This is a genomic window from Microbulbifer maximicatervae (SeqCode) (assembly GCF_052468095.1).
Genome location: NZ_CP174332.1, coordinates 4,355,001 through 4,378,270, shown reverse-complemented (window position 1 = coordinate 4,378,270; position 23,270 = coordinate 4,355,001). Strand labels below are relative to the sequence as shown.

Genomic DNA, 23,270 nt, shown 5'->3' with positions numbered 1-23,270 from the left:
CTAGGGGCAGCTTAATTCCTGGCCACTTCCATTTTCTACAATGCCATTTAGATCTTTATCTTTGGCATAGTAAGGTCTTCCTATCGCATTGAGGATTATAATCCAGCCATACTCTGCCTCGCCGCTGGCGGGGCAGAATGAGAAGTTACCACTTTGGGACGGAGTTGTTCCTGTTGGTTTATAAATCAGAAACCCTCTATTATTGAATGCATTCCAGCTTAGAGACGCTCCTTGTTCAGCTCGATCCATATATCTTATAACCTGATCTTCTGAGTCGACTTCGCCATTGCCATTTTCATCGGCGAACAATAAAGCGCCATCTGCCCAATCGCCAGCGCACTCATCAGAAATCCCTTTTGGACAAAGAGCAAAGTTACGTTTTTCACTAAGGGCCCTGTTACGCATAAATATAAGTACGTTAAAGAGCTCTCTTTGTTTAGCTTTACTTTTATACCTTTTAAGGAAGTCGCTAAAAGAAGGTAAAGCTATAGCTGTTAATACAGCAATAACCGTAATACAAATTATTAACTCTATAAGGGTGAATCCTGCAGATCGTTTCACGGTGCAAACTCCTTCTTGTTGAGTTTGCACTAGAATACTATTTAGTTAGTGTATTCCAACCACATGAAATTACGGTACCTTGGTCTTAATAATCTAACTCTCAAGCCCTAGTTTTTTTAATCTATATCTTAGAGAGCGGAAGCTAATGCCAAGTTTCTGTGCTGCAGCGGTTCGATTCCATCGGGTTTTTGCTAAAGTTTCCTCAATAACCTCTTTTTCTATCCTCTGTAGGAATTCATCCAGGGAATCATACTTGTGTGGATTGAAATCTTCTGAGTTAGCCTTTTTTTCGGTTTGATGTGAATTATTGGTGTGTTTTTTATCTATAGCACTTTCTTGCCTATTGTTACATTCAAGTAGGAGGTCTTCTTCTCGAATTATATTTTGATCAGATAAAGTGAAAGCTCTTTCAAGTATATTTTCAAGTTGTCTGACATTTCCCGGGAAGGAATAATTTTGTAAGGCAATCATTGCTTTATGTGACAAGGCAGGCGGGGTAAGTCCGGCAGTAGAGGCTATACGTTGCATGATTATATCGGTTAGGAGCGGTATATCCTCAACCCTATCCCGAAGAGGTGGGACAGCGATTTCGATAACGTTTATGCGGTAGTAAAGGTCATTTCGAAAACGTCCATTGTTTACTTCTTCACTTAAATCTTTGTGGGTTGCACTTAAAATACGAGTATCTATTGCTACTTCTTTATTGGAGCCAATTGGCCGTATAGACTTTTCCTGAATCGCTCTAAGGAGCTTTACCTGCATTTCCAGAGGGAGATCTGCTACTTCATCCAAGAAAAGGGTGCCGCCCTCGGCACTTTGTAGAAGACCTTGTTTGTCTTTGTGTGCACCGGTAAAGCTACCCTTTTGGTGGCCAAAGAACTCACTTTCCATCAGTTCAGAAGGTATTGCACCACAGTTTATGGCGATAAAGGGTTGCTCAGCTCTAGCGCTCTGTAGATGAATAGAGCGGGCAGCAAGTTCTTTGCCTGCGCCTGACTCACCACTGATATAAACAGGAGCGTCACTGCGAGCAACCTTACTGATCTGTTGGCGTAGCTTGCGGATATTATCTGCTTCGCCAAGTAGGAGGTCTTTTTTGGGGATATCCTGTTGTGGAGCCTGATTGCTATCCAGACGCAGGGCAAGTTGTGCCAAATTGCGTAAGCGCTCAAGATCTACTGGTTTACTCACAAAATCGAAAGCGCCAAGCTTTAGCGCTTTAATTGCAGTGTCCATATTCCCGTGAGCAGTTATAACCGCAATAGGGAGTTCAATCTCTGTACTTCCCTGGATATATTCAACTAGCTGTAGCCCATCTCCATCAGGTAGGCGTAAATCAGTCAGGCAAAAGCTATAAGTATTTTGGCTGAGTGCATTTTTAGCCTCGGAAAGCGTTGCTGCAGTGTGGCAATCAACATCCATCCTTTGAAGGGTGAGACTAAGTAAGTTACAAATATCCGGTTCATCATCGACAACCAGTGCCAGTGGGCGCATCGTTATTCTTTCTTTTCTTGTTTTGTTCACTTTATACCAAAAGGCATGAAACGCGATTATGTCAGAAATTTCTGGTGAATAATGATCTAGTTACACGGAAAATTTCCTGAGCTAGATCAGGTCACACCAATAGAGTGAGCGAATTCAAGGCGGAAGCAGCTTTTATTGTCCTCACTTTGGCAATGATACAAACTGATCCGATTGGCTTCACAGAGTTCTCGAGCAATATACAAACCGAGCCCGCTACCGGCCTTATCGGTGGTGAAAAATGGCTCAAACACTTGGTTTTTGAACTCGGGGGGAATGCCACTACCATTATCTTTAATATCCAATATAGAGTGGCCTTTCTCAGTATTATAGTATGCATGAACAGCTGCATAGCGCTGTCCAGTTTCCATTTCTGAGTGCCGCAATGCGTTGTCTGTTAGGTTCGTAATGACCTGTGATAATTGAGCGGAATCAAAGTTTGCCGGGATAAGCCGGTCTGGAACATCTAGTTCAATTCTGTTGTTTTGGGCGTTGGCTGTATTGAAGTCGGTAAGAAACTGTTTGAGCCAATTTCGCAGGTCATGCTCTTCTGGTGAATTTGCACGCCTTCTGGATAGTTGCATTACATTTTCAATGATTTGATTTACACGACCACTCTGCCGGCAAATAATTTCGATTAAATGTCGATCTTCATCTTTGAGCTGGGTAGATTCAGATAAAAGTTGCGCTGCATGGTTGATTGCAGAGAGTGGATTGCGAACTTCATGTGCAATAGAGGCGGTTAAATGTCCTAAAGATGCAAGTTTGAGCTTTTGGGCAGCTTCAGTGAGCTTTCGATTATCTTCGACAAAAATCAGTGTGCTATTGCCACTTTTATGACGTAGTTGGGCAAAGTTGAGTTGCAGCTCGTTATTGTTACCGGCTTGAAAAAGTATACTTGTGTTTTCACCTTGCTGGTGCCAAGACTGAATCTGGTGGTGTAGCTCAGAGTTGGAATTTTCCCCAGAAATTAGTTGTGTTCCAAGTAAGCGAGTGGCAGCTTGATTGATCAACTCAGGCTTATTGGACGGCCCCATAACAAGCACGCCTGTATTCATCCTTTCAATGATTTGTTGTGCCAGCCTCTGGAGGTGTGCGGCCTGACGGCTTTGCTGGTCTGCGCGCAGATTGGCTTTATGGATACGCTCAGACAAATATTGAATTGCGCTGACGGTTACGAACATTAGTAAGCCAAGCCCACCTGCAGAAACAATATCTCGGCTGGAGCCGGAGCCTGACAAAAGGTGAAACAGTTGGAGGGAAATCACGCCCAGGCTAGCGATGGCTGCAAAAAATGCGCTCAGGCGTCTATCCAGCAGAATGGCACCGATTGAGCAACTGATCAAAAGTAAATAGCCCAGACCGGAGTTCAGCCCCCCACTGGCTTCAATCAGCAACAGAAATACCAGGATATCGCACCCCAGAACAACTCCGACTTGGCTGTTATTAGTTTGATATGCCTTTTGTCGGAGAAAGAATAGCCATGTGATATTCAGCAGGGCATAAGATGCGGTGGTATAGACAAATAGTGTTGGCAAGTGCTCACCAAGCGAGCCCTCCCCGATATCAGAGAAAAATACTCCCAGCAAAACCAAGGCTATTGCAACCCGATATATAGCGCTAATCCGTAGGAGTTCGTGATGTTGTAAGGGGGATGTCTGGGAACTGCTCACTATAGATGCCCGGTATTCTTGTAGTGGTGAGCCGCTGCTGTTGTTACCCCGATGGGGTTACAATAGCGGCCTGTCTTGTCCGAGGTTCAACGATGTCTACTTTGCAGTTAGTGCTGGCACAAATCAATTCCCTGGTGGGAGATATTCCAGGGAATACCAAGCAGGTGATAGAAATTGCGCGCCGAGCGTACCAGGAACTGGGTGCTGACTTGGTACTTTTCCCGGAGCTGACCCTGTGCGGCTACTCTCCTGAAGACTTGTTGTTGCGCCCCAGTATGCAGATTCGTATTGATGCGGCATTGGATCAGCTCAAAGCTGCAGAACTGCCCTGCGCCATTGTTGTGGGTTACCCCAAGTTGCTCGATGGCGTTATGTTCAATATGGCGGGGGTAATAGTTGCGGGAGAGTTAATCGCAGAATATGCCAAACAGAAGCTGCCTAACTATCAGGTCTTTGATGAAAAGCGTTACTTCAAGCCGGGTAAATCTTCCTGTGTAGTGCATATCAAGGGAGTTCCTGTAGGGCTGAGTGTTTGTGAGGATATTTGGTTTCCAGAGCCCATCAAGCAGTCAGTCGATGCTGGAGCCAAGTTGATTCTCAACATCAATGCATCACCTTTCCATCGGGGCAAGGCTCAACAGAGGCTGGAGTTAGTTTCCAGGCAGGCAAAGAATGCCGGGGTCCCCATTGCCTATGTAAACTGGTGCGGTGGTCAGGACGAGCTGGTTTTTGACGGTGGCTCAATCGTTGTTGACGCTGAGGGAGAGGTATGTGCCAGGGCTGAGGAGTTTACAGAGCAGTTGTTGCCAGCTTCCATATCTTTGCAGGGACAGGATTTGACGGTACTCCCTGGGAAAATTGCTCCTCCTCGCGGCGATTTGGCTTCCGTGTACCAAGCCTTGGTACTCGGGGTGCGCGACTACGTTAATAAAAATGGTTTTAATGGTGTTGTACTGGGGTTGTCGGGTGGAATCGACTCAGCTCTTACATTGGCAGTTGCGGTCGATGCGTTGGGCAAAGAGCGTGTTGAGGCGGTAATGATGCCGTTTCGCTATACCTCGGATCTGAGTAAAGGCGATGCGGCCGATCAAGCGGAAAGAATGGGGGTTCACTATCGGGAAATTAGTATCGAGCCCATCTTTGATTCGTTTATGGGCGCTCTCGCTGAAGAATTTGCTGGCAGTGAGAGGGATACTACTGAGGAGAACCTGCAGGCCCGCTCTCGTGGTGTTCTTTTGATGGCTATCTCCAATAAGAAGGGCGCGATGGTCCTGACCACCGGTAACAAGAGTGAGATGGCCGTTGGTTACGCAACCTTATACGGGGATATGGTAGGCGGATTTAATGCCCTGAAGGATGTTCCGAAAGTATTGGTATTCGAGCTGGCCCGTTACCGCAACACAATTTCTGAAGTGATTCCTGAAACGGTCATTACTCGCCCCCCCAGTGCTGAGCTGGCCCCGGACCAGGTGGATTCTGACAGCCTTCCGCCTTATGAGATCCTGGATCAAATTCTCAATCTCTATGTTGATCAAGACCACAGCGCTGAAGAAATCATTCAGCGTGGCTTCCAGAGAGAGGATGTAGAGCGTGTGGTCAGGTTAGTGGGGCGCAATGAGTACAAGAGGCGCCAGGCTGCTATAGGGGTGCGTATTTCTGAACGAGGATTTGGCAGGGATCGCCGTTATCCGATCACCAATGGCTGGAAGCTGGGTGACTAGCTCTTCTGAAAATAGAAACGGCGCCGAATGGCGCCGTTTCTATTTTTAAGTGGTAAGTTACAGTAGCTCTGGAGGCAGGGGAGTCTCGTCCCGGTTGTACTCGGGATTGTAAAGCTCCCGGCTGTCAAAGCCCCGCGGGTCAGATTTCTCAAACAGGCCCAGGGTGACCCTGTGCACTAGACTGCGGCCGCTCGGACCTTTGTAAAAGTCGTAGTTGAAAGTGCCGTCTTCGTTAAAAGCGGGGTGCTTTGGATAGTTATTGCGCAGAACATCCAGGGCATTAGCCTCGAGATCTTGCATTTCCATCAAATGGTACCCTTGAACCATAACTGCCAGGGCATCGGGAATTGCGGGTGTCTGCTGGAAGTTTTCCACAATGTAGCGGCCGCGATTGGCTGCTGCGAGGTAGGCGCCACGTTTAAAGTAGTAGTTGGCCACGTGAACTTCATAGCGAGCCAGCAGGTTACGCAAGTGGATCATGCGCTTTTGCGCGTCTGGAGCGTAGCGGCTCTCAGGGTAGCGGGCCATTAACTGGGAGAAATAAGCGAATGACTCTCGAGCCGATCCTGGGTCGCGACTGGTCAAGTCGGTAGGCATAAAGCGCTCGAACAGGCCTGTGCCCTCAGTAAAGGAGGACAGGCCCTTCATATAGTAGGCGTAGTCGACATTGCGGTGCTGGGGGTGTAGGCGGATAAAGCGGTCTGCAGCGGCGATAGCAGCATCGTTTTCATAGTTGCGGTAGTAGGCATAGATCAGCTCAAGCTGAGCCTGTTCCGCGTAGTTGCCGAATGGGAAGTTATCTTCCAGGGCTCGCAGGTTTCTGATGGCAAGATCCCACTGGCTGGTTCGCAGCTGTCGCTGGGCCATCTCGTAGTATGCCTGCTCTGTACGTGAACCTGTGGGTAGGCCCACTTCCGAATCATCTGTGTTGGCGCAGGCAACCAATATTGCGGACACCAAGGCCAGCCACAGCATTTTCCAGGTCTGCATAGCCCCTCGCTCTATCATTCTTACACTCTACCTTATTAAACTACCCACCAGTATTAACCTGGCGCGTCGGACATTTAACCACAGTCGCGGAGCTGCCCAAAGTATTTGCAATTGATTGATGATTGAACACCTAAAACTAGATATCCAAGTTCCTGCCAATATGGCTGGTCGACGCTTAGACCAGGCCGCAGCCGAATTAATTCCCGATTTTTCGCGCGCGCGCCTCCAATCGTGGATCAAAGGCGGTCAGCTCACCTTAAACGGAGCCCCAGCTAAGGCCAAGGAAAAGCTCTTTGGCGGCGAGCTTATCCAGCTTCGCGCAGAGCTGGAACCCCAGGGTAGCTGGGCTGCCCAGGACCTCGACCTCAATATTATGTACGAAGATGACTGCCTGATGGTGGTCAATAAGCCCGCGGGCCTCGTAGTCCACCCCGCTGCCGGTAACCCCGACGGCACTCTGCTCAATGGCCTGCTTTATCACAATCCAGCACAGGAGCTGATACCCCGAGCCGGTATTGTTCACCGGCTGGATAAGGACACCAGTGGCCTGATGGTTGTGGCTAAGACTTTGGCCGCTCAGACCCATCTCGTGGATCAATTAAAGCAGAGAACGGTGAGTCGACAGTATGATGCCCTGGTCCAAGGATATATCACCACTGCGGGTCGTGTTGATGCGCCCATCGGTCGGCATCGTCAAAATCGTCTCAAGATGGCTGTTTTGGACTTTGGCGGCAAAGAGGCGATCACTCATTATCGTGTACAGGAGCGTTACAGCGCTTACACGCTCTTACGCTGCAAGCTGGAAACCGGTCGTACTCATCAGATTCGGGTACACATGGCCCATATCAGGCACCCGCTCGTGGGAGATCCACTCTACGGAGGCCGCCCAAAGTTGCCTCCAGAGGCCTCGGCAGACCTTGTTGAAGCTCTCCAGAGCTTCCCTCGGCAGGCTCTGCATGCGGCTGAACTAGCTCTAGTACATCCCACCAGTGGACAGGACATGCATTGGTGTGCGCCAATGCCTGCTGACATGCAAGCACTGCTCGAGCAGTTGCGCGCTGATGAGCCTTGAAGTACCGGTTATAAATTCGCCTGAGTACCTATCGCCGGTTCTCGAAAGGACAATTTCGCAAAGCAAGATATCTCAATGCCAAGTAACCACTACCTGATACCCGATTGGCCCGCACCCACAGGGGTGAGGGCGGCGACGACGCTACGCACTGGGGGCCAAAGTTGTGGCCATTTCTCCTCCTTTAACCTTGCTGCTCACGTGGGGGACAAGGAGTCAGCTGTTACTGCCAATCGCCAACAGTTGAGAGGGGAGCTTGAGTTGCCCTCAGAACCGCAATGGCTGGAGCAGATCCATAGCGACAAGGTAGTCGAGGCAAGTGATGACGCCTTAGTTCGAACCGCAGATGCCTGCTTTAGCATGAAAAGAGGTGTTGTCTGTGCCGTGCTAACCGCAGACTGTTTGCCTGTTTTGCTATGCGATAAGAGTGGTACCCGTGTAGCAGCAGCCCATGCCGGGTGGCGCGGATTGGCCGGTGGTATATTGCGCAACACCGTACGGGCGATGAAGTGTGATCCTGAGGAGTTGATGGTTTGGTTGGGCCCAGCGATTGGTCCGGAGGCCTTTGAAACCGGAATCGATGTCCTCGAGGCATTCTTTGAAAATGCAATTAGCAGTCGACACACAGAAAAAATCGCTAGCTGTTTCCGCCCACACACTAAGAAACCACTGCACTTTTTAACAGATATCTACGCCCTGGCTCGCGTGGAGTTGGCAGAGCTGGGGATTGGCGAGGTGTACGGTGGGGGGCTCTGCACAATGTCAGAACCTGAGAAGTTTTTTTCCTACCGCAGGGAGTCTGAAACCGGTCGTATGGCAACTTTGATATGGTGGGATAAAGACTGAACTGAATTTCTAGATGGCTTATTTTTTTTCTGTGTAAGCCATTCGATAATATTGGGGCAGCTTGGGCAATTACAAGGCTGGGCGTTGACTGGGCTGTAAAAAATTATAAGAGATAGATTTGCCGCAAAACCACTTTGCATAGAATAAATGCCGCTATTGATTTAAATCATTGAAAACCCTTCCTGCGCCCCTATTTTACTTGTCAGTACCATAGCGAATGTAAAAGGCAAATTAGTGCCACTATTGCAGCGCTTCTGAAAAAATCGAGTAAAAGAGGTTTCGTTCATGCGAATTGACCGAATGACAAACCCGCTACAGGCGGCATTTGCTGATGCGCAATCCCTAGCGGTAGGGCGCGACCACAACCAGATTTATCCCGAGCACTTGATTCTGGCACTGCTTAACCAGAACAACGGAAGCGTACCCGCATTCCTGTCACAGGCGGGATTTAACCTAAACGGGTTGCGCAATGACCTTGCCAAGCGGTTGGATAGCCTGCCGCGGGTGACTTCCCCCACGGGTGATGTGGGGATGTCCCAGGAATTAATGCGCTTAATGAATCTCACGGACAAGCGAGCCCAACAAAATGGTGACAGTTTTATTTCCAGTGAAACTGTATTACTGGCGGCTTTCGACTCTGCGGCGGGAGAGATTTCCAAAATCCTAAATGCCAACGGCGACATTAAACAATTAGAGGCGGCAATTCAAAAAGTGCGTGGCGACGAAAAAGTAGATGACCCCAATGCGGAAGAAGCGCGCCAGGCGCTGGATAAATATACTCTCGACCTGACCGAGAGAGCTCTGGCCGGCAAGCTTGACCCGGTGATCGGCCGAGATGATGAAATACGGCGGACGATTCAAGTCTTACAGCGGCGTACCAAGAATAACCCTGTACTAATTGGTGAGCCGGGTGTTGGTAAAACTGCCATTGTTGAAGGGCTCGCTCAACGTATCGTCAATGGTGAAGTGCCGGAAGGGCTAAAAGACAAACGTCTTCTTTCCCTAGATTTGGGGGCATTGTTGGCGGGCGCAAAATTTCGTGGAGAGTTTGAAGAGCGATTAAAAGCGGTACTCAACGAATTATCCAAACAGGAAGGTCGCATTATTCTCTTTATCGATGAGATCCACACGATGGTGGGTGCCGGTAAAGCTGAGGGGGCCATGGATGCGGGAAATATGCTGAAACCCGCTTTGGCCCGTGGGGAACTGCATTGTGTCGGTGCAACCACTCTGGATGAGTATCGGCAATATATTGAAAAAGATGCAGCGCTTGAGCGGCGTTTCCAAAAAGTGCTGGTTGATGAACCAACTGAAGAAGATACGGTTGCGATTCTGCGCGGATTAAAAGAACGCTACGAAGTACATCACGGTGTTGATATTACCGACTCTGCAATTATTGCGGCGACAAAATTATCGCAGCGTTACATCACTGATCGTCAATTACCAGATAAAGCGATTGACCTTATTGATGAGGCCGCCAGCCGGATACGCATGGAGATCGACTCCAAACCGGAATCCATGGATAAATTGGAGCGCCGTCTAATTCAATTAAAGATTGAACGTGAGGCGGTTAAAAAGGATACGGATGATGAGGCGACTAAAAAACGCCTGTCGAAACTGGAAGAAGAGATTCTACAACTGGAGCGGGAATACTCCGACCTTGAAGAGGTTTGGAAGGCGGAGAAGGCACAGCTTGCCGGCAGCCATGACCTCAAGGAAAAGCTCGAGCAGGCCAAGCTCGATATGGAGTCCGCACGGCGTGCAGGTGATCTCAATAGAATGTCTGAATTACAGTACGGTGTAATACCACAACTTGAACAACAGCTTAAAAGTGCTGCTACCGCTGAAGCTTCTGAAGAACCCCGCCTGCTGCGCAATCGGGTGACCGATGAAGAGGTGGCTGAAGTGGTATCCCGCTGGACGGGTATTCCTGTATCTAAGATGCTTGAAGGTGAGCGTGAAAAGCTACTGCGAATGGAAGATGAGTTGCATAAGCGGGTCATCGGACAGGGGGAAGCGGTGGAAGCGGTTGCTAATGCCGTACGCCGCTCGAGGGCGGGACTAGCTGACCCCAACCGACCCAATGGCTCATTCTTATTCCTCGGCCCAACCGGTGTGGGTAAGACGGAATTATGCAAGGCATTGGCTCAGTTCTTGTTTGACACAGAAGACGCCATGGTGCGTATCGATATGTCGGAATTTATGGAGAAGCACTCTGTGGCCCGACTGATTGGCGCACCTCCCGGATATGTAGGTTATGAAGAAGGGGGATACCTGACTGAAGCGGTACGGAGAAAGCCCTATTCTGTTGTGCTATTAGACGAAGTGGAGAAAGCGCACCCCGATGTATTCAATATTCTTTTACAGGTCCTTGATGATGGCCGCCTGACCGACGGCCAGGGGCGCACGGTGGACTTCCGTAATACCGTCGTCGTAATGACTTCAAACCTTGGCTCAGATTTAATTCAAAAATACGCCACTGCGGAAAATGGCGATGACCTGGACGCTGAAATTCGTTATCGACAGATGAAAAGTGCAGTGATGGAAGTGGTGGGGAACCATTTCAGGCCAGAGTTCATAAATCGTATTGACGAAGTGGTTGTTTTCCATCCACTGGATAAGGCAGAAGTACGATCTATTGCCGAAATTCAGTTGCAACAACTTTGCCGTCGACTGACAGAGAGGGACCTGAAATTAGAGGTATCTGAAAGTCTGCTGGATAAATTAGCAGAAGTTGGGTTCGATCCCGTTTATGGTGCACGTCCATTAAAGCGTGCTATTCAGGTATGGCTGGAAAACCCGCTGGCGCAAGATGTTCTCGCCGGTAAATTTTCCCCTGGAGCAACGATCCACGCGGATGTTGAAGGCGATAAAGCCGTATTCCGATAAAAGAGCACTTGGGGGTGCCATATAGTGCACCCCTAAACTCCCGCCAGTTCCTCACTTTCTTCATATCTATACTCACAGGTGCGCTAATCCGTTTGTTCGGATTTTTATGTAGAGGGATATCTCTCCGTAGCGCATAGTTTCCCTTGCAAGTATCAGTTTATAGTTTTTATTGACGACACCTTACGGGGGCCTGATATCAGTAAGCGTATGTTGCTAATGCTGCTGGGATGCCTTTTGCTCTTCGGCGGAATTTTTGCTTATAAATTTATTGGCAGGCATATGGTGAATCAGTTTATAGACAACTTAGCCCTGCCTGCGGCTACAGTGACTTCAGCAACTGCCCAGTTTCAATATTGGAAGGAAGACCTGACGGGAATAGGCACCATTCGAGCTGTTAATGGCGTAGAGGTTACTACCGAAGCTCAGGGGGTTATCAGCGCTATTCACTTCAAGTCGGGCCAGCATGTTAGGAAGGGCGATTTACTGGCGGAAATTTTTGCCGAACCGGAAAAGGCGCAGTTGCAGGTGTTGGATGCAGAGCTTCGCTTGGCCCGTCGCAATTACGTGCGGATCAAGACTCTGCTGGGGCGAGGTGTAACAACCGAAGCAGATTTGGATAGCGCTCGCAGTACTTTGGATCAGGTGGTTGCCAATATAGAAGTGCAGCGGGCCAGGGTGGATCAGCGAGTCATCGTGGCGCCTTTTAGTGGAGTACTGGGAATTCGACAAATAGATCTTGGACAGAATGTAAGCCCGGGGGAGTCAGTTGTTTCTCTACAGCAACTTGATCCTATTTTTGTTGATTTTTCCCTCCCTGAACAAAAATATGCCTTGGTTAAGGCTGGGCTTGCTATTCAGTTGACAACAGATGCTTTCCCTAAAAATACTTACGAAGGAAGAATTACTGCTGTTGACCCTCAGGTGGATAGTGCAAGTAGAAACTTTCTGATTCAAGCCACTCTGGAAAATCCCCAACACGATTTACGTCCTGGAATGTTTGCCCAAGTATCCGTAAAGATAAGTGCACAGCGGAAAGTGCTCGTTATTCCCAGAACCGCATTAGCTTTTGCTCCCTATGGGGTGGCGGTTTTTGTGTTGGAGCCCGATAAAGATGGCGAGCATATGATCGCAGTTAAACGGTTTGTGAAAACTGGTGAGGAGCGTGGGGATCTAGTTGAAATTACACAAGGACTTTTGGTGGGGGATATAGTGGCTAGCAGCGGATTACTCAAACTTCGCAATGGAGAGAAAGCGGTTATCAATAATCAGAATCAACCCCCAGAAAGCGCGGACCCCACACCGGAAAATAGTTAAACCTGGAATTTATAGGTTGTGAATTTCACAGAGATTTTCATTCGAAAACCAGTGTTGGCCTGCGTAGTCAGCCTATTTATTTTTCTATTGGGTTTGAGGTCGCTAACGGAATTAAATGTCAGGCAGTACCCGGAACTTGAAAATGCGGTTATTACAGTAACCACCGTTTATGTCGGTGCCGACTCAGATCTAGTACAGGGGTTTATTACTACGCCGCTTGAGCAGGAGATTGCTACTGCTGATGGTATCGATTACATGGTCTCCACCAGCGTGCAAGGTCTCTCGACGATAAACGTTTATGTACGTTTTGATTACGATCCAAATGAAGTATTAACTCAGGTCGTTGCCAAGGTAAATAAGCTGCGCAGTGAATTGCCTGATGAATCAGAGGATTCCAGTGTGGAAATGCAGCAGGGAGAAACCACTGCTGCAATGTACCTTTCTTTTTCCTCAAATATTCTCGCTAATAATCAAATCACAGATTATCTGACACGCGTTGTTCAACCTAAATTGGCGACTATAGCTGGTGTGCAGCGAGCTCGCCTTTTGGGGGACAGTACCTTTGCAATGAGAGTCTGGTTAAAACCGACGGAGATGGCGGCATTGGAAGTCACACCTGCGGATATTTCTGATGCGCTTAGGGATAATAATATTCTGTCGGCAGTTGGTTCGACAAAGGGAACCCGTGTGGCACTGGAAATACGTGCGGATACAGATATTGCACGTCAATTGGATTTTCGCAAGCTAGTGGTTAGAGCCGATGGGGATAAGTTGGTTCGTCTAGGTGAAGTGGCGGAGATAGAGTTAGGAGCTGAATCCTATGACAGCTCTGTGACTTTTAACGGGCAGTCTGCCACTTTTATTGCTATTGAGGTGGCACCCGATGCGAACTCCCTTGAAGTTATTAAAAAAGTACGCGAGGAGTTGGAGCAGAAAATTTTTCCACAGTTGCCAGAGGGTATGCTAGGAGAAATCCCTTACGATAGTACTGAATACATTCAGGACTCCATTGAAGAGGTCGTCAAAACAATTGTTGAAGCAGTATTTATAGTAATTTTGGTGATTTACTTGTTTCTGGGATCAGTTCGCAGCGTATTGATTCCAGCAATTGCACTACCGCTTTCTCTTGTTGGTGCATTCTTTTTAATGTTTTTAATGGGATTTTCCATCAATTTACTCACATTACTAAGCATGGTTCTGGCAATCGGAATTGTTGTTGATGATGCCATTATTGTTCTGGAAAATGTCCATCGACATATAGAGGAGGGCTTGCCTCCAAAAGAGGCTGCGATCGTAGGGGCTCGAGAGTTGGCATGGCCTGTAGTGGCTATGACTACAACGCTAATTGCAGTATATATTCCTATTGGTTTTCTTGGTGGTTTAACCGGGACCCTATTCATAGAGTTTGCATTCTCCCTAGCTGGCGCCGTATTACTGTCTGGAGTGGTCGCTCTTACTTTATCTCCCATGATGGCCTCGAAAATATTAAAGCCTCGCGATGGTGGAGGTACCCGGTTTGAAATTTGGCTGGAACGCCAATTTAATCGACTTCAGACGAGATTTGAAAAATCGCTCCATTCTTCTCTTGATGAGCGCCGAGTTATTTTGGTTTTCGGCTTAATTGTATTGATAAGTTGTTACTTCTTATTTGTGACGTCCCCTCAAGAGCTTGAACCTACAGAGGATAGGGGGCTTGTTCTTACAATTTCTACTGCCGATGCTTACGCAACTTTAGATTATGTTGAACAGTACAGTGGTGAACTTAATGTCATTGCTGAGAGATTTACTGAGGTTGAAAATCTTTTTCTGCTTAATGGGGCGGGCACCTTCAGTAGTGGTGTTAATAATGCGGTAGCCGGGTTTGTTTTGGCTCCCTGGGAAGGGAGAGACCGCGATACGGAAAAGATGCAGGAGTTGATTAGCAGTGATGTGCAGCAAATAGCCGGGCTAAAAATAGCCGTTGTGGTGCCACCAAGTCTGCCAACTGCGGGAGGGCAGCTTCCGGTTGAATTTGTTATCGGTTCTACAGAGCCCATGGAGAATCTGGCATCGGTGGCAAGCGATATTATGACCCGAGCTTTGGAGAGTCGAAAGTTTATTTTTCTAGATTCTGATCTGAAAATTGATAAGCCAAAAATTGTAATAGAAATTGATCGTGATAAAGCAGCCAGTATGGGTGTGGAAATGGTGGATTTGAGTCGTGACTTAGGTGCGATGTTATCCGGAGCTTATGTCAACCGTTTTTCCCTGGACAATCGCAGTTATAAAGTTATCCCTCAAGTCGAGAGAGTTGACCGCCTTACCCCTGATCAGCTGGAGCAATATTATATTCGGGCGGTAAACGACAAGTTGGTTCCTGTGAGTACTTTGATAAGGCTCACGGAAACCGTTGAACCACAGCAACTAAAGAGATTTCAACAATTAAATGCCGTCACTATTTCGGGTGTGCCACGCCCTGGAATTACGTTGGGTGAAGCACTGATGGTGTTGGATAATGCGGCAAAAGAAATCTTACCGGTCGAGTATTCTGTGGACTACTCGGGGCAGTCCAGACAATTCAAGACTGAAGGATCAGATTTGGTGGTTACCTTTTTCTTTGCCTTGATAGTGATTTATTTGGTGCTGGCTGCTCAATTTGAATCATGGCGCGATCCCTTGATTATGTTGGTCACCGTACCGATGAGTGTTTGCGGAGCGATGATTTTTGTCAGTCTAGGATTGACGACTCTCAATATTTACACGCAAGTGGGCCTGGTTACCCTGATTGGGGTTATTTCCAAACACGGCATTCTGATAGTGGAGTTTGCCAATAAGTTACAGCTCTCAGGGCTTGATAAGCGATCAGCGATTGAGCAGGCCACTTCAATCCGTTTGCGACCGATTTTAATGACTACCGCATCTCTGGTTTTGGCGATGGTTCCATTGTTAATAGCGTCGGGGCCAGGAGGAGGAGCAAGGTTTGCAATGGGCTTGGTAGTGGCGACCGGTATGACAATTGGAACGTTATTTACTTTATTTGTCGTACCGGCGATGTATATGTATCTTGGGCGGAATTTTGAGGCGGAGGCTGTAGCGGCCTCCTGAGTCTCTTTACACTTATTTACGCTTCGAAAATATCTCTGTCGACATTACTGCGACGGAACTCGGAAGGGGTGACTCCCTCATGTTTTTTAAAGAAGCGGGTAAATACTGCGCGTTCGGCAAAATGAAGTTGTACCGCAATGCTTTCTACGGAATCACTGGTTGAGAGAAGGAGTTTCTTGGTCAGAGATAGCGTAACACTGTCTTTAAGCTGCTGGAATGTTACTCCCTGTTCTCTCAATCTGCGCTGTAAAGTGCGGCCACTGGTGCGGAAGTGGGCTGCGGCTTGTTTGATAGTGATTTCTTCACTGAGCAAGTGCTTCTCGAGCCAGGCTCGCAAACTCGCTGCCAGGTTATAGCTGGTTAAAGTGTTGTGCAAAACTGCTTTTAATATATTTCGGCTTTGGCTGCGAATGATTTTATGGTAACTGGGTATAGGGAAGTCCAGTATCTGGGAGCCCAGGATAATCGCATTTTCATCAGCGGAAAATTCAATTGGGCACTGGAAAATCCTCTTGTGGATAGAGTCATCTTCTGGCTTTTCACTGCGTAACTTTAATCCCCTGACCTCGGGAAATCTGGGGTTAAGAGTGCGCAAGAGATCTACTCCACGACTCATCAGCATTTCAGCAATAAAATGATTGACCGGAGCGCTAAAGAGTTCCTGCTGCCAGTTGAGTGTGAGTACCTCCGCATCGACTTCCTGGTAAGTCTGGAACCGCAGGAGGGGGGCCAGAGTTTGTGAGAGTACAATTTCTGCAGGGCGAAAGATCTCCCTCGGCCGTCTCAAGGAGGGCTGAGCTTCGATAATAGTTTCTTCAAGCCAAAGCATAATTGGAAAGCGACTAAAGCTGAGACCTGGTGAGGTAACAGGGGATAGCGCCAGTATGCTTTCAATTAGAGCATTGAATTCACTGTAATTGAGCCATTCACTTTCTCCTGGATTCCAGCTAAATGAGAATGGCAATCGTTCAATTAGCGTCTCGGTGGGAATGCCGAGCCTGGCGGCGGCAACCACAAAGTAAGGCGCAAATATCTTGGGCACGCCGGCATGGCCGGACATATTTTTATTTTGGTCTCTCATGACTTACTGCCGTCCGGGTGGCGTTGCCGGCATCATAGCAAAGGCGCCTCAAAGCACGAGTATAAATTGAGGAATATGACGAATTGGTCGCTTCGCGTGGCGGATTCGACCCCCCTCTGGCGCCTTTAATCCTATTCCCAAATAGAGGGTAAAGGATAAGTTTTAGTCGTCCGCTGTACATTGCGTTATTCAGATTTTTTAAAACTCTTCAGTCACGAGAGTTACCACTTACTAAAACAATAAAGGAAAATAACAATGGCACTGTCTAAAAGGCTGGGTACAAGCCTGTCTATTTTTTTCTCGGCGATAATTGGAGCTTCATCAGCGGTAGCGGAAAACTGCTATATCCTGGTTCATGGACACGGAGTCGAAGGACACACTACAAGTGAAAGTAATGATGGGAGTTTAGTGCAGCCAGCACTGGACTATTGGAGTGAGGCGGTTTTCGACGAATATTCTAGCAGTGATTTTATTGAGCAATTGATAGTTGATGGCGGCAATTACGGCGTTGTCGGTTATAACTCAACTGATGAAGGTGAATTTCCCTACTGGCATGATGAGACTGCGGGTGAAATTGCTCGTCAAATTATAGAGATCCGCTCTGGCCAGGGAGATCGGTTTGAACACGAAAACCAGTGCTCAGCAGAGGACACTTTCTGGATTATTTCCCACAGCCAGGGTGCCGCCCAAATGATGTATATCGCGGGTAACGCTGTTGAAGGATCCCCATACTACAATCGCGCCTACAACCAGTTCGATAGCAATACAGAAATTCAAGAAGTAAAAAAATGTTCCACGACTTGGTATGGCAGTAAATCCTGTAAAACGGTTGAAGAAGAAGTTCGAGTTGCCGGGCTTAACGAAAGCTATGCAGTGAGCGTTGATTTTGATGCGGCTATCAGCGGTGTTGCTGCAATATTCACCACAGGGGGAGCAATTACCGGTACTGAAGGCGTTGATCGGATATGTAATGGAAGCTGGTATGACGATTTGGTCAACGCACTATTTCTTGGGCGTGAGTGTTCGGCGGTTCGCTATATGCAGACTAATGATGTTTACACTGTGAGAAATTATGTGGGGACTAATCTCGGTGCGCCGGTGTACACCATTGGGGGTTATGCGGGCTTCCCAGGTGTGGAAAGTGCTACCTCCATGCTGCTGAATGGTGAGGATGACGGTTACATTAATTTGGCTTCACAAATGAACTGCTCCGGGTCTGCCAAGCGCAACCTGTGGTCGAATCTCAAAGAATATGAAACCCTGTTTGGAGTAGCTTACGGCAGCGCGATTTTCTCTTGTGACAACGACAGCAAAGGCACTGCTCGATCTTACAATTTGGCCAGTATCTATACAGATCATGATGCGCAGCGTAACGGTGGCATTCTATCCCCCGATTATGATTCTATTCCCGATGGACTGGACTGTGGTTCAGGAAAGAACAGCGCGGGTAGAATCTCAGCCTGCACGAATTAACTAAAAAAATAAAAGGCTTCGGAGGTATTGATGTCCACATCAAGCAAAGATCGCTCAAAGGCCCGGCTGGCAGGTTGGGGTGTACTGGCCGTAGTTACTGGATTGGTGGGTTACTGGGCCCTGACTGGTGGTGAAGAGGCGACGCCCGCTGTTGTAGCCAAAGCAAAAGCTGAAGAGCAATCTATCCGAAGCCGCAAGCCTGATAACGTTAAGCCGGCGGAACTGGAGCAAGAGGAAGAGGATCAGTCTGTAAAACTATGGAAGGGAATTCAGTCCCTGCCCAACAAGACTGAGTTACACGAATCCCTTCTCTCGGATCTGGCCCGCTTTCATCGCTATCCGCCAGAAAACCGAGCAATTAAAACTCCTGAACAGGACCCGATTACTCAGACATTTGCGGTGGATGAAAGAACCACTCACAGTGAGGAAGGGGATTATCTGACTATATGGACAGATGAAAAGTTTTATTTGCGTGGGGATACTATTCGGGTTTTTGCCTATCAGACCGATAGTGATGGAGATCGGGTCAGTGCTGACTTGACTGCGCTGTTGGTTTACGAAGACCAACAAGTCGTGGGTACCTTGGCTTTTAGTGATTCGGATGGAGACTTAATCTACGAAGTATTGATGGAGGCGGGCTCCTTTAATAGCCAGGTGCTGGAAGCGGGTATTTTTAAGGTCATTGTGGATACGGATATTGATGGTCTCCGCGATGCGGCAGCATTCACCCTTTCTGAGGATACGGGAAGCTATACAGGATCGCTGCGGGATTCTGTTACCGCCGATGGCAATTTATTAATTGAGGCGGAAGTCGATATCAGCAGAGAGGGGCGCTACTATTTTCAGGGCTCCCTGTATAACGATGAGCAATCCCCGATAGGCACAACGCAAAATGCTCTTGAGTTGACGGCGGGGCGGCACTGGATTCCCCTAGAGTTTTATGGGCTCTTGATTCGCGATGCCGGGCAGGACGGCCCCTACCTGGTGAAACAATTGAGTATTGCCAGGGTGACGGTACCTATGGCCAGGGATAGTGCTTTTGAACCAGGCTATTACACTGAACGCTATAGCCTGGATCAATTTACTGATACTCCCTACCAGGAAATGTAGGGAGAATAGGGGGGCTTTAGCAGTTATCTCGGATACGTTGTTGAGCGGTTGATATACGTTGCTGCCGCTCATCCTCACCCAGGCTTCTATAATTTCCATTTTGGTCGACTGCGCGAATACGAGAATGAGCGGTCAAGGAACTCAGAGACTTTCGTGCTGACTCACAGCGCTTAGCGCGAAGAGCGGCTTGCATTTGCGCTGCTTTTTCCTGTTCTTGCTGACGTACATCGAGTTGCTTTTCAGGTTGCTTTGCTATGGTTGGCTTTGATAGTTTTCGGGGTTTGGTAGCCTCCTGTTCAGCCTCCCATTTCTTATAGCGCTCTGACTTGGGCTTTTTGATCACGTCCACTTGGGTGCCTCCTGGAGGTTGCTCTCCGAAGTGGACAACACCATTTTCATCTACCCATTTATAGATGCCGTCGGCTTGAGCGGTCGTAGCTGTTACTGCAATCAATAGCGCCAGTAAGATGCGCATGGTGCTTACCCCTTGTGTTGATGTTCCTTCCGTCCCCTTATTGTACCGATACTGGCGGGTTTTCCTGTAACTGTCTTAACACTTTCGCGGACACCTATTGACAGCTAGGACTCAATTGGCAAAATCGGGGGTTTACTCAGTGACTAGATCTCACCGCACACCCGTGGTTTTGAGTCTAACCCTGGTGGAACACCCTCCATCGAAATTCCACTGAGTGGCCCTCCCCACCCCTGGAGGCCTGCTAACCCCGTAGTGAACCTTTGTAGATTTACTTGGGGTTGGGTGTTTATGCGCGATCAGTTCATCCTAAAAATCGGCAGCTAAACACGCAACAGGCTGATATTTGTCACCATTTTCCCCTATAATTGCTGCCTGGCATTCTTGCCAGTAGGCGTTTTATACGTTTTCGGTGATGGCTATCCTATAAAACAGGAAAATTGAGGAGACTCAAGTGGAATTACTTTCCGGCGGCGATATGTTGGTTCGCGCGCTGCAGGATGAAGGGGTGGATCTGATTTTTGGATACCCGGGCGGCTCAGCGTTACATATCTATGATGCTATTTTTCGGCAGAAGTCGATTAAGCATATTCTCGTGCGCCACGAGCAGGGTGCGACCCATGCTGCCGATGGCTATGCGCGGTCTACTGGTAAGGCGGGTGTGGTACTGGTGACGTCTGGTCCCGGCGCTACGAATGCGATTACTGGCATCGCAACGGCCTATATGGATTCTATCCCTATGGTGGTGATATCCGGCCAGGTACCCAGGGATAAGATCGGTGAGGATGCATTTCAGGAAACAGACATGGTCGGTTGCTCGCGGCCGATCGTGAAGCACAGCTTTTTGGTTAAAAATGCTGAAGATATTCCTACGATCGTCAAAAAGGCATTTTTTATCGCCAATACTGGCCGTCCCGGTCCCGTAGTGATCGATGTTCCAAAGGATGTAACCAACCCGGCGGAGAGGTTCCCCTACCACTATCCTGAAAAATTGCGGATGCGCTCCTATACCCCAGCCGGCAAGGGGCATAGCGGCCAGATTCGCAAAGCTATTGCTATGTTGCTGTCAGCTCGCCGCCCGGTGATTTATTCCGGCGGGGGAGTGGTACAGGGGGGCGGCGCCGAGCTTCTCACCGAGCTGGCTAGAAAGTTGAACTACCCGGTGACTAATACCTTGATGGGGCTCGGAGCATTTCCCGGTAGTGACAGGCGTTTCTTGGGAATGCTCGGTATGCACGGCACTTTCGAGGCAAATACAGCCATGCATCACGCCGACGTTATCCTGGCTGTAGGTGCACGCTTTGATGACCGGGTGACTAATACTCCAGGCAAATTCTGCCCGGGTGCCAAAATTATTCATATCGACGTAGATCCGGCTTCGATCTCTAAAACGATTGTTGCCGATATCCCGATTGTTGGCACGGTCCAGGCTGTCCTTCGAGAGATGCTCGAAGCGTTGAAAGCCAGTGATGAGCAGCCGGATTATTCCGCGATAGTTGACTGGTGGCGCCAAATTGATGATTGGCGTGAGCGTCACGGACTCTACACGGCTCCTCGTTATCAGACTAATGGTGCTCTGATAATGCCGCAGGATGTGATCAAGGCGGTATATGACATTACTGAGGGTGATGCTTTTGTGACATCCGATGTAGGGCAACACCAGATGTTTGCTGCGCAATATTACCTGTTTGATAAGCCGCGCCGCTGGATTAACTCCGGTGGGTTGGGGACTATGGGTTTCGGCTTACCGGCAGCCTTGGGAGTGAAAATAGCCCACCCGGATAAAGAGGTTGTGTGCGTAACCGGCGAGGGAAGTATCCAGATGTGTATTCAGGAGCTTTCTACGGCTACCCAATATCATCTGCCAGTAAAAATCCTCTGCCTTAACAACCAGGCTCTCGGGATGGTGAAGCAGTGGCAGGAGATGCAATATGAAGGAAGGCTTTCCAATAGTGTTTACGAGGAATCGCTGCCTGACTTTGTGAAACTCGCCGAGGCATACGGTCACGTCGGGGTGAAAGTGGAGCGTCGTGAAGACCTACACAACAAGTTGCAAGAAGCTTTTGCAATTAAGGATCGCACTGTATTTATCGACGTGTACGTCGACCCATCTGAGCATGTCTATCCCATGCAAGTGCTACCAAATGGCTCCATGCGTGACATGTGGCTGAGCAAAACTGAGAGAACTTAAAGGGTAGGGCGATGCGTAGAATAATTTCGGTTCTGATGGAGAATGAACCTGGGGCATTGTCCCGTGTTGTTGGCTTATTTTCCCAGCGTGGCTACAACATTGAAAGCCTCACCGTGGCGCCTACTGAGGATGCGACTTTATCGCGTCTCACTTTGGTGACGATTGGTGACGATCACAAGATTGAGCAAATTACCAAGAACCTAAACAAGCTTATTGATGTTGTGAAATTGGTGGACCTCACTGAAGGCTCTCATATCGAGCGGGAGCTGCTATTGGTGAAAGTGCGAGCCAATGGTGCCCAGCGCGATGAGGTGAAGCGCAGTGTCGATATTTTTCGCGGGCAGATCGTCGATGTCACCAGCAGTATGTACACGGTACAGGTGGCAGGAACTGGCGAAAAACTCGATGCGTTCCTCCAGGCGCTGGGGGAGCACACAATTATGGAAGTGGTGCGATCCGGAGTTTCCGGGATTGCCCGCGGTGAAAAAGTATTAAGTGTATAGAGCAAAAAGCAGGAATTGAGCGATGCAAGTTTATTACGACAAAGATTGTGACCTTTCTTTAATTCAGGGAAAAACAGTAGCCATTATTGGTTATGGATCTCAAGGTCATGCCCATGCCAATAACCTGAAAGACTCTGGTGTAGCGAATGTTGTTGTTGGGTTGCGCGAGGGGTCTGCTTCCTGGAAAAAGGCTGAAGGCGCGGGCTTGAAGGTAGCTGAAGTTGTCGATGCGGTGAAAGATGCCGACGTGGTTATGATTCTCGCTCCGGATGAATATCAGGCGAATATTTACAAAGAGCAAGTTGCTCCAAATTTAAAGTCTGGTGTAGCACTGGCTTTCGCGCATGGTTTTAATGTGCACTTTGAATTGATTGAGCCACCAGCGGATGTCGATGTCATTATGGTTGCTCCCAAGGGGCCCGGCCATACCGTTCGATCGACCTACCTTGAGGGAGGCGGTGTCCCTACCTTGATTGCGGTTTATCAGGATGCGACAGGTAAAGCAAAAGACTTGGCGCTGTCTTATGCCTCAGCTAATGGTGGTGGCCGCTCAGGTATTATTGAAACCAATTTCCGCGAAGAGACTGAAACAGATCTCTTCGGTGAGCAGGCTGTTCTGTGTGGGGGTGTTTCCGCGCTTGTAACGGCTGGTTTTGAGACTCTGGTAGAAGCTGGCTATGCTCCGGAAATGGCGTATTTTGAATGTCTGCATGAATTGAAGCTGATTGTCGACCTGATGTACCAGGGGGGCATTGCCGATATGCGCTACTCT

General features: G+C 48.5%; 17 protein-coding genes (1 of these 17 only partly in view). 11 read left to right on the top strand and 6 right to left on the bottom strand.

From position 1 onward, the window contains the following. The 3 genes from ACJJIL_RS19405 to ACJJIL_RS19395 all read right to left on the bottom strand — a co-directional run bounded on the left by ACJJIL_RS19405 (position 1) and on the right by ACJJIL_RS19395 (position 3,755). Entirely contained in the window at positions 1-561 is a 561-nt protein-coding gene (locus ACJJIL_RS19405) for a GspH/FimT family pseudopilin (protein WP_445360569.1), read from the bottom strand. A 93-nt stretch (positions 562-654) separates the two neighbouring features. Next, entirely contained in the window at positions 655-2,055 is a 1,401-nt protein-coding gene (locus ACJJIL_RS19400; RefSeq protein ID WP_445360568.1) for a sigma-54-dependent transcriptional regulator, read from the bottom strand. A gap of 116 nt (positions 2,056-2,171) precedes the next feature. Further along, positions 2,172-3,755 carry a sensor histidine kinase gene (locus ACJJIL_RS19395; protein ID WP_445360567.1) on the bottom strand — a complete coding sequence of 528 codons (1,584 nt, stop codon included), beginning with the start codon at positions 3,753-3,755 and terminating at the stop codon, positions 2,172-2,174. 92 nt (positions 3,756-3,847) lie between these two features. Between ACJJIL_RS19395 and ACJJIL_RS19390 the strand changes: the two genes are divergently transcribed. Continuing rightward, positions 3,848-5,476, top strand: coding sequence for an NAD+ synthase (locus ACJJIL_RS19390; RefSeq protein ID WP_445360566.1), 1,629 nt, complete (start codon positions 3,848-3,850; stop codon positions 5,474-5,476). Positions 5,477-5,533: 57 nt separating this feature from the next. On the opposite strand, the gene ACJJIL_RS19385 is transcribed toward ACJJIL_RS19390, so the two are convergent. After that, on the bottom strand, positions 5,534-6,484 hold the full coding sequence (locus ACJJIL_RS19385) for an outer membrane protein assembly factor BamD (protein WP_444906458.1): 951 nt from the start codon (positions 6,482-6,484) through the stop codon (positions 5,534-5,536). 100 nt (positions 6,485-6,584) lie between these two features. Here ACJJIL_RS19385 and rluD point away from each other — a divergent pair, with 100 nt between their 5' ends. From rluD to ACJJIL_RS19360, 5 genes are all read left to right on the top strand, one after another. Next, positions 6,585-7,538, top strand: coding sequence for a 23S rRNA pseudouridine(1911/1915/1917) synthase RluD (gene rluD, locus ACJJIL_RS19380; protein ID WP_445360565.1), 954 nt, complete (start codon positions 6,585-6,587; stop codon positions 7,536-7,538). Positions 7,539-7,613: 75 nt separating this feature from the next. Beyond that, positions 7,614-8,381: a peptidoglycan editing factor PgeF gene (gene pgeF, locus ACJJIL_RS19375; protein ID WP_445360564.1), complete on the top strand. Its 768-nt coding sequence runs from the start codon at positions 7,614-7,616 to the stop codon at positions 8,379-8,381. A 285-nt stretch (positions 8,382-8,666) separates the two neighbouring features. Beyond that, positions 8,667-11,270, top strand: coding sequence for an ATP-dependent chaperone ClpB (gene clpB / locus ACJJIL_RS19370; RefSeq protein WP_413664319.1), 2,604 nt, complete (start codon positions 8,667-8,669; stop codon positions 11,268-11,270). Positions 11,271-11,477: 207 nt separating this feature from the next. Continuing rightward, positions 11,478-12,584: an efflux RND transporter periplasmic adaptor subunit gene (locus ACJJIL_RS19365; RefSeq protein ID WP_445360563.1), complete on the top strand. Its 1,107-nt coding sequence runs from the start codon at positions 11,478-11,480 to the stop codon at positions 12,582-12,584. An 18-nt stretch (positions 12,585-12,602) separates the two neighbouring features. Beyond that, positions 12,603-15,668, top strand: coding sequence for an efflux RND transporter permease subunit (locus ACJJIL_RS19360; protein ID WP_445360562.1), 3,066 nt, complete (start codon positions 12,603-12,605; stop codon positions 15,666-15,668). 16 nt (positions 15,669-15,684) lie between these two features. Here the strand turns inward: ACJJIL_RS19360 and ACJJIL_RS19355 are convergent, their stop codons facing one another. Next, a complete protein-coding gene (locus ACJJIL_RS19355) occupies positions 15,685-16,749 on the bottom strand; it encodes a helix-turn-helix domain-containing protein (protein ID WP_445360561.1) in 1,065 nt (354 codons plus the stop codon). Positions 16,750-17,004: 255 nt separating this feature from the next. Between ACJJIL_RS19355 and ACJJIL_RS19350 the strand changes: the two genes are divergently transcribed. Further along, entirely contained in the window at positions 17,005-18,222 is a 1,218-nt protein-coding gene (locus tag ACJJIL_RS19350; protein WP_445360560.1) for a hypothetical protein, read from the top strand. Positions 18,223-18,252: 30 nt separating this feature from the next. Next, on the top strand, positions 18,253-19,332 hold the full coding sequence (locus tag ACJJIL_RS19345) for a DUF4785 family immunoglobulin-like domain-containing protein (protein ID WP_445360559.1): 1,080 nt from the start codon (positions 18,253-18,255) through the stop codon (positions 19,330-19,332). 16 nt (positions 19,333-19,348) lie between these two features. Here ACJJIL_RS19345 and ACJJIL_RS19340 read toward each other — a convergent pair whose 3' ends face one another. Then, positions 19,349-19,807: a DUF4124 domain-containing protein gene (locus ACJJIL_RS19340; protein WP_445360558.1), complete on the bottom strand. Its 459-nt coding sequence runs from the start codon at positions 19,805-19,807 to the stop codon at positions 19,349-19,351. Positions 19,808-20,258: 451 nt separating this feature from the next. Between ACJJIL_RS19340 and ACJJIL_RS19335 the strand changes: the two genes are divergently transcribed. The 3 genes in view from ACJJIL_RS19335 to ilvC are tightly spaced (at most 22 nt apart) and all read left to right on the top strand, a layout consistent with a single transcriptional unit that may run on beyond the window. Continuing rightward, positions 20,259-21,995: an acetolactate synthase 3 large subunit gene (locus ACJJIL_RS19335; RefSeq protein WP_445360557.1), complete on the top strand. Its 1,737-nt coding sequence runs from the start codon at positions 20,259-20,261 to the stop codon at positions 21,993-21,995. An 11-nt stretch (positions 21,996-22,006) separates the two neighbouring features. After that, positions 22,007-22,498: an acetolactate synthase small subunit gene (gene ilvN / locus ACJJIL_RS19330; RefSeq protein ID WP_282934340.1), complete on the top strand. Its 492-nt coding sequence runs from the start codon at positions 22,007-22,009 to the stop codon at positions 22,496-22,498. A gap of 22 nt (positions 22,499-22,520) precedes the next feature. Next, positions 22,521-23,270: the 5' portion of a ketol-acid reductoisomerase gene (gene ilvC / locus ACJJIL_RS19325; protein ID WP_445360556.1), read on the top strand. It continues 276 nt past the right edge of the window; the window shows 750 of its 1,026 coding nt (coding positions 1-750); the start codon lies at positions 22,521-22,523; its stop codon lies beyond the right edge, outside the window.

Bases quoted from the DNA above. Each gene is read 5' to 3' on its own strand.
- pgeF (WP_445360564.1), top strand. From the start codon at position 7,614: ATGCCAAGTAACCACTACCTGATACCCGATTGGCCCGCACCCACAGGG.
- ACJJIL_RS19390 (WP_445360566.1), top strand. From the start codon at position 3,848: ATGTCTACTTTGCAGTTAGTGCTGGCACAAATCAATTCCCTGGTGGGA.
- rluD (WP_445360565.1), top strand. From the start codon at position 6,585: ATGATTGAACACCTAAAACTAGATATCCAAGTTCCTGCCAATATGGCT.
- clpB (WP_413664319.1), top strand. From the start codon at position 8,667: ATGCGAATTGACCGAATGACAAACCCGCTACAGGCGGCATTTGCTGAT.
- ACJJIL_RS19385 (WP_444906458.1), bottom strand. From the start codon at position 6,484: ATGATAGAGCGAGGGGCTATGCAGACCTGGAAAATGCTGTGGCTGGCC.
- ACJJIL_RS19340 (WP_445360558.1), bottom strand. From the start codon at position 19,807: ATGCGCATCTTACTGGCGCTATTGATTGCAGTAACAGCTACGACCGCT.
- ACJJIL_RS19345 (WP_445360559.1), top strand. From the start codon at position 18,253: ATGTCCACATCAAGCAAAGATCGCTCAAAGGCCCGGCTGGCAGGTTGG.
- ilvN (WP_282934340.1), top strand. From the start codon at position 22,007: ATGCGTAGAATAATTTCGGTTCTGATGGAGAATGAACCTGGGGCATTG.
- ACJJIL_RS19355 (WP_445360561.1), bottom strand. From the start codon at position 16,749: ATGAGAGACCAAAATAAAAATATGTCCGGCCATGCCGGCGTGCCCAAG.
- ACJJIL_RS19400 (WP_445360568.1), bottom strand. From the start codon at position 2,055: ATGCGCCCACTGGCACTGGTTGTCGATGATGAACCGGATATTTGTAAC.
- ACJJIL_RS19350 (WP_445360560.1), top strand. From the start codon at position 17,005: ATGGCACTGTCTAAAAGGCTGGGTACAAGCCTGTCTATTTTTTTCTCG.
- ACJJIL_RS19365 (WP_445360563.1), top strand. From the start codon at position 11,478: ATGTTGCTAATGCTGCTGGGATGCCTTTTGCTCTTCGGCGGAATTTTT.